The 9,517-nt window shown below is 34.4% G+C and carries 14 protein-coding genes and 2 tRNA genes; 9 read left to right on the plus strand and 7 right to left on the minus strand.

Annotated features, from left to right (window positions below):
• Positions 1-14 precede the first annotated feature (14 nt).
• Positions 15-197 (plus strand): transposase, encoded by a 183-nt coding sequence (locus FYJ80_RS12325; protein ID WP_407921441.1) that lies wholly within the window; start codon positions 15-17, stop codon positions 195-197.
• 84 nt (positions 198-281) lie between these two features.
• Here FYJ80_RS12325 and FYJ80_RS11185 read toward each other — a convergent pair.
• From FYJ80_RS11185 to FYJ80_RS11195, 3 genes are all read right to left on the minus strand, one after another.
• Positions 282-354: transfer RNA gene (locus FYJ80_RS11185), tRNA-Phe, on the minus strand.
• A gap of 77 nt (positions 355-431) precedes the next feature.
• A complete protein-coding gene (locus FYJ80_RS11190) occupies positions 432-1,202 on the minus strand; it encodes an ABC transporter permease (RefSeq protein ID WP_154426937.1) in 771 nt (256 codons plus the stop codon).
• Entirely contained in the window at positions 1,199-2,050 is an 852-nt protein-coding gene (locus FYJ80_RS11195; protein WP_206361085.1) for an ABC transporter permease, read from the minus strand. The genes FYJ80_RS11190 and FYJ80_RS11195 overlap by 4 nt, the downstream gene beginning before the upstream one ends.
• A 71-nt stretch (positions 2,051-2,121) precedes the next feature.
• On the opposite strand from FYJ80_RS11195, the gene FYJ80_RS11200 reads away from it, so the two are divergent.
• The 4 genes from FYJ80_RS11200 to FYJ80_RS11215 all read left to right on the plus strand — a co-directional run bounded on the left by FYJ80_RS11200 (position 2,122) and on the right by FYJ80_RS11215 (position 4,160).
• On the plus strand, positions 2,122-2,862 hold the full coding sequence (locus tag FYJ80_RS11200; protein ID WP_154426940.1) for an energy-coupling factor ABC transporter ATP-binding protein: 741 nt from the start codon (positions 2,122-2,124) through the stop codon (positions 2,860-2,862).
• Positions 2,850-3,557 (plus strand): energy-coupling factor transporter transmembrane component T family protein, encoded by a 708-nt coding sequence (locus FYJ80_RS11205; protein WP_154426942.1) that lies wholly within the window; start codon positions 2,850-2,852, stop codon positions 3,555-3,557. Before FYJ80_RS11200 ends, FYJ80_RS11205 begins: the two co-directional genes overlap by 13 nt.
• Positions 3,545-4,036: a 5-formyltetrahydrofolate cyclo-ligase gene (locus FYJ80_RS11210; protein WP_154426944.1), complete on the plus strand. Its 492-nt coding sequence runs from the start codon at positions 3,545-3,547 to the stop codon at positions 4,034-4,036. Before FYJ80_RS11205 ends, FYJ80_RS11210 begins: the two co-directional genes overlap by 13 nt.
• 44 nt (positions 4,037-4,080) lie before the next feature.
• Positions 4,081-4,160: transfer RNA gene (locus FYJ80_RS11215), tRNA-Leu, on the plus strand.
• A 5-nt stretch (positions 4,161-4,165) separates the two neighbouring features.
• On the opposite strand, the gene FYJ80_RS11220 is transcribed toward FYJ80_RS11215, so the two are convergent.
• The 4 genes from FYJ80_RS11220 to FYJ80_RS11235 form a co-directional block, all read right to left on the minus strand.
• Positions 4,166-4,711 (minus strand): hypothetical protein, encoded by a 546-nt coding sequence (locus FYJ80_RS11220; protein WP_154426946.1) that lies wholly within the window; start codon positions 4,709-4,711, stop codon positions 4,166-4,168.
• A gap of 273 nt (positions 4,712-4,984) precedes the next feature.
• Entirely contained in the window at positions 4,985-6,121 is a 1,137-nt protein-coding gene (locus FYJ80_RS11225) for an MFS transporter (protein WP_154426948.1), read from the minus strand.
• Positions 6,118-6,552: a threonine/serine exporter family protein gene (locus tag FYJ80_RS11230; RefSeq protein ID WP_154426950.1), complete on the minus strand. Its 435-nt coding sequence runs from the start codon at positions 6,550-6,552 to the stop codon at positions 6,118-6,120. The genes FYJ80_RS11225 and FYJ80_RS11230 overlap by 4 nt, the downstream gene beginning before the upstream one ends.
• Positions 6,549-7,334, minus strand: a complete 786-nt coding sequence (locus tag FYJ80_RS11235) for a threonine/serine exporter family protein (protein ID WP_154426952.1) — start codon at positions 7,332-7,334, stop codon at positions 6,549-6,551. Before FYJ80_RS11235 ends, FYJ80_RS11230 begins: the two co-directional genes overlap by 4 nt.
• A gap of 80 nt (positions 7,335-7,414) precedes the next feature.
• Here FYJ80_RS11235 and FYJ80_RS11240 point away from each other — a divergent pair, with 80 nt between their 5' ends.
• The 4 genes from FYJ80_RS11240 to FYJ80_RS11255 are packed head-to-tail and all read left to right on the plus strand — an operon-like array spanning position 7,415 to position 9,400.
• A complete protein-coding gene (locus FYJ80_RS11240) occupies positions 7,415-8,224 on the plus strand; it encodes a TIGR00282 family metallophosphoesterase (protein WP_154426954.1) in 810 nt (269 codons plus the stop codon).
• A complete protein-coding gene (locus FYJ80_RS11245; RefSeq protein ID WP_154426956.1) occupies positions 8,221-8,628 on the plus strand; it encodes a SoxR reducing system RseC family protein in 408 nt (135 codons plus the stop codon). Before FYJ80_RS11240 ends, FYJ80_RS11245 begins: the two co-directional genes overlap by 4 nt.
• Entirely contained in the window at positions 8,625-9,152 is a 528-nt protein-coding gene (gene lptC, locus FYJ80_RS11250; RefSeq protein WP_154426958.1) for an LPS export ABC transporter periplasmic protein LptC, read from the plus strand. Before FYJ80_RS11245 ends, lptC begins: the two co-directional genes overlap by 4 nt.
• Positions 9,149-9,400: a hypothetical protein gene (locus tag FYJ80_RS11255; protein WP_154426960.1), complete on the plus strand. Its 252-nt coding sequence runs from the start codon at positions 9,149-9,151 to the stop codon at positions 9,398-9,400. The genes lptC and FYJ80_RS11255 overlap by 4 nt, the downstream gene beginning before the upstream one ends.
• Positions 9,401-9,517 lie beyond the last annotated feature (117 nt).

Raw genomic sequence — 9,517 nt, forward strand, 5'->3', positions numbered from 1 at the left:
TGGCATCCCCTGCCATCACCCCACAACTGATCGTCAACCAAATGAAGGGGTATACGTCTCATGTGCTTCGAGAGCGTCATGATTGGCTGAGGAGCCGTTTGCCCACATTGTGGACGCGCTCTTATTATATAGGGAGTGCAGGAGTGGTATCGCAAGAGACCATCATGAAATACATCGAAAACCAGAAGAATGTATAGCCATGCTTTCATCTCCCGCCTAAAGAAGGGAGTCTTCCCGCATGGATTTTATAAAAAAAACTCCTTGAATTTCAAGGAGCTTATTGCCGCCTCCAGGAATCGAACCAGGGACACAAGGATTTTCAGTCCTTTGCTCTACCTACTGAGCTAAAGCGGCGTGCTTTTCAGCAACGAGTAGTACTATACTCATTATCGAAAACAAAATCAACTACTTTTTTGATAATTTTCACAAAATTAATAGCGTTTGTTCTTTAATTTCTCTCCCAGTAAGGAAAAAGATAAAGTAAAAAATAAAATAATAATTACAGGACAAAGTATCATATGAGGCTTTGTCATTAATAAATCTCTTGAGCTTTGTATCACACCACCAAGAGTTGGAATATCCTCACTAAGGCCTGCTCCAATAAAGCTTAGAGTTGCTTCAAGAATAATTGAGGATGAGAATATAAATGGAATTTGATTAACTAAAACAGGTATTGAATGTCTAAAGGTAATAGAAAAACGGTAGAATCTCTCATCATGTCCCATAGCTAAGCCCGCAAGATAATGAAGACTCTTAATTTGGTTTTTACCTTCACTTCTAACTAATCTTGCGCACTGAGGAATAAAGGCTGTAGACATAGCTAATGCTAAAATAATTGGAGAGCGGCCAATAGTAACACTTAAAAGAGAAGCAAATAGTAAAGCAGGAATACCCTTTAAAGCATCCATAAGACGCATTAATATCTCATCAACAAGCTTAGAGGCTAACGATAGTACACCTATTAAAAAGCCAATTAAAATAGAAGCAAGTGTTACAGCTAATGATATTAAAAGGGAGTTTCTACCACCAACTATACAGCGAGAAAGATAATCTCTCCCCAGCTGGTCTGTACCTAGAAGATGATTAATTGAAAAGTCCTGTAGGCTCTCCTCAATATTCATCAAATTAGGATCCTTTAAAAAAAGTGGAAGGAGAAAAAGCGATAAGAAAATAATTAATAGAGTAATAATACTTTTTTTCATCTCTCCCTCCTTAGTCCGTCGATTATGTCCTCGATAATACTAAAAAGAGCTGTAAGCAATATTACAATTATTATTACACCAGCTATTGTTGCGCTATCACGTCTACCTATTGCTTGAACAATTAATGAGCCAAGGCCTGGAATAGAAAATATTAGCTCAACAGCAGCAGAGGATGAAAACAATGAAATAAAGCTTTGGTTTATTAATACAATAACAATATGCAATATATTGATAAAAATATGGTAGAAGAAAACTCTAATATCACTAGAGCCCTTTGAGTATGCAAGAGTTACATATTGCCTTTTCTTCTCATTCTCTAAAAGGTCTCTAAGATTTTTCATTAAAAAGGCTGAATGAACTATACCAAGTGATAAAGCAGGCATAATTAAAGATAAAATTTTATGTTTTTCATCATATGTGATAAAAATTCCAAAGCACTTAGCAATTATATATAGAAAAAGAATACTTATTAAAAAGGAAGGTATTGCATAAACAAAAGCAGTATATCCCTCAAATAGCTTTCTCTTTCCCTTTTTTTGGTCAAAGTAAAGCATAGCTAAAGAGATTAATATTGCAAAAATTAGTGATAGTATTGTCAAAATTAACGTTGGAACCATTCTCTGAAATATTAATTCTTTAACAGGGATTGATAAAAATGCTGATGAGCCAAGATTAAGAGTTAAAGCATTGATAACAAAGGATATTAGAGAAACCTCATTACCCTGCACCTCTACGTAATCACCACTTAGATAAGTAATGGAATCACCTGGTAAAATAGATAGTGCAAAATATACAAAGCATAGTGATAATAATGCTGTTAAAATAATGCTCACTATTCGTCTTAGCATAGCTACCAAGTTTAACATTAATTTTATTTTCTAGGTAGATTATCAAAAAGGAAAAGTGTAATCTGTGTCACATGGATACTATTCTCGAAGTTAAAAATCTATCTCTAAATATTCAAAAGAAGCAGATATTAGATAGTGTTTCCTTTTCTCTAAAAAGAGGTAGCTTTACTGCAATATGTGGGAAAAATGGTGCAGGAAAGAGTCAGCTTCTAAGAATACTTAAGGGCTTAAGAAAGCAAAGCGATGGAGCTATTTTTATTAACAAAGAGGATGTATCAAAAAATCGAAGTAAAAGACTTACACAGGTAGGTCTTGTATTCCAAGAATCTGATTTACAAATAGTTGGTGAAACTGTAGAAAAGGATCTACGATTTGGACCTGAGAATTTAGGGTGGAGTGAGGATAGAATAAATAATAAGGTAGATGAGATGCTTAACCTCTTCTCTCTAACAAGCTTAAAGGATAGAAGGCCATCAACACTATCTGGTGGAGAAAAAAGAAGACTTGCTATAGCCTCTGTACTAGCTATGGAGCCAGATATTTTGTTTCTAGATGAGCCCTTCTCAGCACTAGATTATCCATCTGTAATATCACTTATAGACACGCTAATAATGCTACATGAGAAAGGAGTAACTCTTGCTGTAGTTACACATGAGGTTGAACGCTTTCTTGCGCATACTACTAACACTCTCATATTAAAAAATGGAAGACTAATTTATGATGGTGCTTCAGAAAGTGCATTAGCAGAATTAAAAAAAGCAGAAGTATATGTGCCTAACCTACCGTTTAAGGATTTATCATGGAAGATGTAGTAATTTTCTCAACTAGAATGAGAGATTCATTTCTATGTAAATTAAATCCCTTAATAAAGCTTCTTTTTTTAATTGTATTTTCTGCATCAATTTCAATTGCTTCAAATGAAGTAATATTTATCCTTTCATTATCTATTTTTTTATTAGCAATTTTCGATAAGCTCCCCTTTAAGGAGCTATATAAAGGTACAATATTCTTCTTTATCCTATCTATTTTAATATTTATTACAGAGCTTTCATTTGGATATATTCATGCAATAGCACAGGCTATAAAGTTTTTAGCAATTGTAGTTGCATCCTTAGTCTTTACAGATACAACATCCCCAAATGAAACTGCTAGAAGTATTGCAGCCTTTTTATATCCAATTCTTAAGGATAAGGCCAATTCCTTTGGCTTTATCATAGAGCTAACACTCTCTATGATTCCTAAGATATTAGAAACCTCGATAAAAATTTTGGATGCAAGAAAATGTAGAGGTGAAAGAATGCTAAAGCATCCGATTAGAATGCTAACAGGCTTTTCAGTATCTCTTTTTATCCACCTATTTGATCAAATATCATCATATGCAGATGGTCTCGAAAGCAGATTATATACAAATACTGTGAAAAGAAAGGCGAAAGCATATTCCTATCGTGATTTAATTACAATTATAATCTTGCTATTGGTAGTTGGTATTTCAATATGGATAAAATGATATTAAGAAGATCCTTTAGAGGTCTTGAAACTAATGAGGATAGCTCAATTGCTGTTGTAAGAAAGCTAAAAAGGTGTAAGGAGCTGATAGCTGCCGATACACTACTTTTATATTATCCACTAAAGGATGAAATAGATATAAAGCCTCTATATAGCCTTGATAAGAAGATATTCCTACCAGTTATTAAAAACAATGAAATGCTCTTTAGAAGATATGATGGAGCCTTAAAAAAAGGAAAATTTGGGATAATGGAGCCTACTGGAGAGTATTATAAACAAGGTATTAATGACCTTATGATCGTACCAGCAGTAGCATATGACAAAGATGGCTATCGTCTTGGTAGAGGAAAAGGCTTCTACGATAGATTCCTAGCAGATAAGAAAATTAAAACTATTGGTGTAGTTTCTAAGCTTAGAGTTGTCTCAGATGTCTTTAGAGAGTACAACGATATTAAGGTTGATTTCATTATCACAGATTAATTTTATTGACAATAGTCATATATTTTGCTTAAATTTTTTTAATCGCCCAGATGGTGGAATTGGTAGACACGCTAGCTTCAGGTGCTAGTGCGCGAGCGTGCAAGTTCGAGTCTTGTTCTGGGCAATTATTTATTTAACATACCTCATATATTCAGTAGCTAAAGCACTTGCCATACTTAATGTACTTGGCTTACACGTTGCATTGTAGCTAAGCTGATCATTACTATCTGCCTCTGTTGCTATTCCAACTCTAAAAGCTACCTCACCACTCTTTAAGTCAATAAGGGAGCCTGTTGTATCAAATTGCTTAATACCACCACCATATGTAAAGGTATAAAGCTCCTCTATAGTAATAAATAATATATGTGTTGCAGTTGAATCAAATATTTCATCATACATTAAGTCAATATTATCTTCATTAAAATCCTTTACATCAAAATAATCTGTATTTAGGAAAACCTTTATACCTCTTTGTGTAAATTCATCTCTTAAGGCTTCTTCTACATAGCGATTCCATAGGAAGTTATTTGAGTCACTAATAATCCATATTTCATCTTGCTTACTAAGATTTTGACTCTTATTATTTGATGATGCTGAATATGATATATACTCTTGTGAATATATAGTGCTCAATAAAACAGTTAATAAAAGTAAAACAGCAACAAGTTTTTTCATAGATTACTCCCTTCTCTTTTATATCGTACCATATTAATCAATTATGCTATTAGATATTTAAACGATTTTATTTATATTATTTAAGTAAAAGTGACTTTCAACAAAGAGATGGCAAACTTGTGTTTCACAATTTCTAAAAAAATGATAAATTTTTATCGATTAAGTTGTAAAAAACATGCTTCGGTGCACAAAAGGGGTGCTGAGGGATAACCGAAGCATGACAACTTATGCAAGTTGCAACAGAATATTACCATCTTATTCCCCCCGTTACAATCATATTAATGTCTTTTTTAACACAAAAGATAGAATAATTCCGATAATCGGAAAAATTGAATAGGATAAAAATAACATTGGGTATCCAAAGGACTCAATAATAAAGCCACCACCAAAGGCTCCCATCATTTGTGGAAGATTTACAGCTAAAGACCAATATAGTGTCATAGCAACACCATAATGCTCTGGAGCAACATTATCAGCAGCATATCCAGTAGCTGCAACATGGTTAGCTCCAAAGGTTAAGCCATGTAGCATTTGAGCAACAGTAAATGCCCATACAGATGGAACAAGATATAGTAATAATCTTAGTGCTAAGCCAACCGATGAAAGTACTAAAAGATCCCAAGAATTAACTTTATTCTTTCTTCTAAGGTATGAGAAAAGGATCATGCAGAGGAATTCACAAAAGGCTCCTAAGGCTACAAATAATAAAAAGAACCTTCCTAATTTAAGATCCTCAACCATATATGACGATAAAAGCTTTTCAACTATTGAGTGTGCAATTCTAGTAATAGCTATAATGAGCATAAAGATATAAAATCTTTTTGGAAACCATGAAAAAGAAAAGAAGGTTCCACTTTCCTTTTTCTTCTCATCACTCTTTATTTCTTTAACAAATAGAACAGCAACTAATAGCATAGAAAAACATATTATTAAAGCAAGTAGGATTGAATTGTTATCGCTCTCATTTGGAAAGCCCGAAAGAGAAAATATAATTAGAATAACCATGTAGCTTAAAGTTCCCATGGACCTAATTGCACCATATCTTGAGGTATCATTTTTGAGAGCTCTATTAATATAACCATCGCAGAGAGGATTAATCGACCAAATAAGGCCACACATTATAAAGGCTGTAATTACAACTACATAAATATTTAATGATAGTAGATAAGGAATAGAGAAAATTAATGCAAAAAATGCACTAAAGAAAATAAAGCTCTTAGCTTTAGAGGTTTTATCTGAGAAGGTTGAAATAATTAATGGCAATATAATAGCTGAGAGCTGTGTTAATGCTATCAATACTCCACAAAGTGAGTGTGAGTACCCTTTATTTCTCAAGATAATCTGTTGGTATGGGCAAAATGCAGCCATAATAACCTGTGCTGACATCGATAATAAAATTAATTTTTTCATTTTAAGTTCCTTTTAAAGGAGAAAAACTTTTGAGGAAGCTCATGTACTATAGCAATACCTAAGACCATTGCTAAGCATGTCTTAAAAGCACTAGAGCCACTATCGGCAGCTAAGCTCATATTACCCGCTACTAAATAGTATGCAGTCCAATAAATTCCAGCTCCTGGAACAATTGGGAATATTCCAGAGACTAAAAAAACTATTTCAGGACACTTTTGCCATACAGCAAAAAATCTACTAATTAAGGAAATACCAATAGTTGCAATAAATATTGCAGGCATATTCCCCAATATTGGTAATAGGATTGCGTAAATAATCCACCCTATCATTCCTGAAATACCACATACAAAGCAGTAGCGTGTAGGAATATCATATAAAATTGCAAATGCAACAGTCCCAAAGAAGGCAGCTAAGATAACTATAGGGCTCATAGTAATACTCCCCCTACTATCTTTTCATAGCAAATTAAAATTGTCGCAACTCCCACTGCGATACAAACAAAGACGAGCATAGCATCTAAGAGTCTGACTGCACCTGAAATATAATCCTCGTCCCCGATGTCTCTAATTCCATTTACAAAGGCAACTCCAGGAACAAGAGGTATTACACCTCCTCCTATCATTGGAATAAGTGAGTCTGCAAACCCTAATTCCTTAAATAAAACACAAATTGCAGAGATAATCATGGCACCAACAATATTACCAGTTATCTTTGATAAATAAGGCTTAAAGACGAAGTAGATAAAAAAGCCTAAGGCTATCCCTGAAATAAAGGAAGCAATTCCATCTCTCATTGTTCCATCTAATAAAATAGCAAAGCACCCTGAGCCTAATGCAGTAGCAAAAACTTGGAGGAGCCAAGATTTATTTTTAATATTTCTAATCTCATCTATTTTTGATGCGGCTTCTTCTAGTGTGTACTTATCCTGTGCGATTTCACGAGATAGCTGGTTAATAGCAATAACCTTTGATAAATCTGCTCCATGAACTGGAATATGCTCTAATTTAGAAAATGCACTACCATCTTTATCTTCACCTGAAACAAATATTCCATTTGTTAATACAAAGAAATGGTGGTCAGTTGATCCATAGTGTTTAGCAATACGATCCATAGTATCTTCAACACGATATATTTCAGCTCCGTTCTCGAGCATTATCTTCCCTGCTTCCATTGCAACTGAAAGGATATGATTTACCTCTTTCACCTTTTCCATAGCTACCAATTGTAGCTCAAATTAGAATCGCAATGCTATAGTTTATTGCACCTTTTGCCTTTTACTATTATTCTAGGAGCATGAGTTTTAAAGTACTTTTCTTAGGTGAGATAGTTGGAAGAGCTGGGATTGGAGCAATTAAAAATGGTCTTAAGGCTCTCAAAGATAAAACAGGTGCAGACTTTGTAATAGCTAATGCAGAGGGAACCACTAATGGCTTTGGCTTAGGAAAAGCACATTCAATGCAGTTATCACATTTAGGAATTAACCTCCTTACAGGTGGTGAAAAGCTCTTTTATAAGCAGGATATGGTTGAGTTCTTTCCAAAGTGCTCATATGTTTTAAGACCTGCGAACTACCCTATTAAGGCACCTGGAAAGGGATATAAAATTGTAGAAATAAATAATAAGAAGGTAGCTATAATTAATCTTTTAGGCTCTAGTGGATTTACAAGATTAAGTGTTACTAATCCCCTAACCTTTTCAGATATGCTTTTAAATAAGCTTAAGGATGAAGCAGATATAGTTTTAATACAGTTCCACTGCGCAACTACTGCAGAGTGTGCAACGCTAGCACACTATTTAAAGGATAGAGTAGCTGCAGTAATAGGAACCCACTCTAAGGTTCTAACTGCTGATTCACAGATTATTGGAAAATGTGCATTTATAAGTGATAATGGAAGATGTGGTTCAGCTCTATCTGTTGGTGGCTTTAACCCAGAATATGAGATAAAGAAGCTTATGAGTGCAATTCCTGATAGAAGCCATGAATCATGGGAGGATTGTGAGCTACAGGGTGTCTTAGTTACTATCTCAGAGGAAGGCGTTGCAGAGGATATAGTACCTATCAAAGAGAAGGTAAAGGTCGAAAGACCAGAGGTTACAAAGTGAAAAAGGAAGCAACTATATATAAAACTAACGAAGGCGAGATTTTAGCCTCCTGCGATAAAAATGCATGTGAGGGATGTAAGTGCTCACTATTTTGTAGATCAAAGGAATATTCCTTTGAAGTAAAGAATCCTTCAAATATTAATGTAGATAGTGGAGATAAGGTATTAATTGAAATGCCTACAGGAAGAACTATTTTATCATCCTTTATGTCTCTATTTTTCCCATTAATTTGCTTTTTTATCCCACTCTTTGTTAGTGCGGCATTCTTTACAGCTAATGAAATTTATCAATTTCTCTCTGCTCTAATTGGTCTTGCAGTAGGTTTCTTAATATCATTTATCTACTTTAAGAGACGAAAGAAATATTTTGAACCAACTATTATCGAAAAAAAGGATGATAAATGAGGAATATCCTCTTTGTACTAATCTTTATCTTAATTTTATCTGGCTGCTCTCGAGATGATAGTAGCTCTATAGTACTTCGTGAGGAATTCGAGATGCCAGATATCATCCTTCAGGATACTCGATATACTCTCTCAACAGGAGAGGGAGAGCCTATAGTTATTGAAGCTAAGGAGATGAAGGTTTTCCAAGCAGAGGATAAGGTATTAGTTAGTAATATTAGCTTTTCTCAAAAAAATTCAGATGGAAAAGATTACATCACAGGAACAGCTTTTTCTGGTAATATAAATATTAAGGATAAGGTTTGTTACTTTAGTGGAAAAACTTCGTTAAAACAACATATTGATAACTTGTCAATCGAAGCAGAAAGCCTTACTTTTGACAGCAGGGACAATACAGTTTCAGCAACTGGAGAGGTTTCAGTTACCTTCCCAGGTGGCTCTATCGTTGGAACTGATTTATTTGCAGATCTAACTAGGATGAGCCTAGAGCTGAGAGAGATAAAGGAAGGAGGGGTAGATAATTGAAAAAATATATATTAGTTCTATTAATCTTTTTATCTATTTCTCTATCTGCAGCTCCAGTCTCCTTTTCTGGAGGATATTCAATGGTATCACTTAAGGAAGGTAGAAAGACAGTTAGTCTAACTAACAATGCTATGGTTAGTGCTGAGGGCATGGAGATTACTGCCGATGAAATTGTATTAGCAGGTGATGATTACTCTCAAATTACATGTACAGGTGCAATTACTATAAAGGATGAGGATGACCTGTGACCTTCTAGTTGGACCAAAAATCCAATTAGGAGGTTTTTTTCATGAAAGTAAAGGAAGAGGATCTCAGACGAGAGCTTCTTAAGGCAATTAACGGAGAGGACTTAATCATCAATTGTT

The sequence above is a fragment of the Bullifex porci genome (assembly GCF_009695635.1).
Taxonomy (GTDB): domain Bacteria; phylum Spirochaetota; class Spirochaetia; order Sphaerochaetales; family Sphaerochaetaceae; genus Bullifex; species Bullifex porci.

Coding starts and splice junctions, on each gene's coding strand:
- FYJ80_RS11190 (WP_154426937.1), bottom strand. CDS start 1,202: ATGAAAAAAAGTATTATTACTCTATTAATTATTTTCTTATCGCTTTTT.
- FYJ80_RS11195 (WP_206361085.1), bottom strand. CDS start 2,050: ATGCTAAGACGAATAGTGAGCATTATTTTAACAGCATTATTATCACTA.
- FYJ80_RS11200 (WP_154426940.1), top strand. CDS start 2,122: ATGGATACTATTCTCGAAGTTAAAAATCTATCTCTAAATATTCAAAAG.
- FYJ80_RS11205 (WP_154426942.1), top strand. CDS start 2,850: ATGGAAGATGTAGTAATTTTCTCAACTAGAATGAGAGATTCATTTCTA.
- FYJ80_RS11210 (WP_154426944.1), top strand. CDS start 3,545: ATGGATAAAATGATATTAAGAAGATCCTTTAGAGGTCTTGAAACTAAT.
- FYJ80_RS11220 (WP_154426946.1), bottom strand. CDS start 4,711: ATGAAAAAACTTGTTGCTGTTTTACTTTTATTAACTGTTTTATTGAGC.
- FYJ80_RS11225 (WP_154426948.1), bottom strand. CDS start 6,121: ATGAAAAAATTAATTTTATTATCGATGTCAGCACAGGTTATTATGGCT.
- FYJ80_RS11230 (WP_154426950.1), bottom strand. CDS start 6,552: ATGAGCCCTATAGTTATCTTAGCTGCCTTCTTTGGGACTGTTGCATTT.
- FYJ80_RS11235 (WP_154426952.1), bottom strand. CDS start 7,334: ATGGAAAAGGTGAAAGAGGTAAATCATATCCTTTCAGTTGCAATGGAA.
- FYJ80_RS11240 (WP_154426954.1), top strand. CDS start 7,415: ATGAGTTTTAAAGTACTTTTCTTAGGTGAGATAGTTGGAAGAGCTGGG.
- lptC (WP_154426958.1), top strand. CDS start 8,625: ATGAGGAATATCCTCTTTGTACTAATCTTTATCTTAATTTTATCTGGC.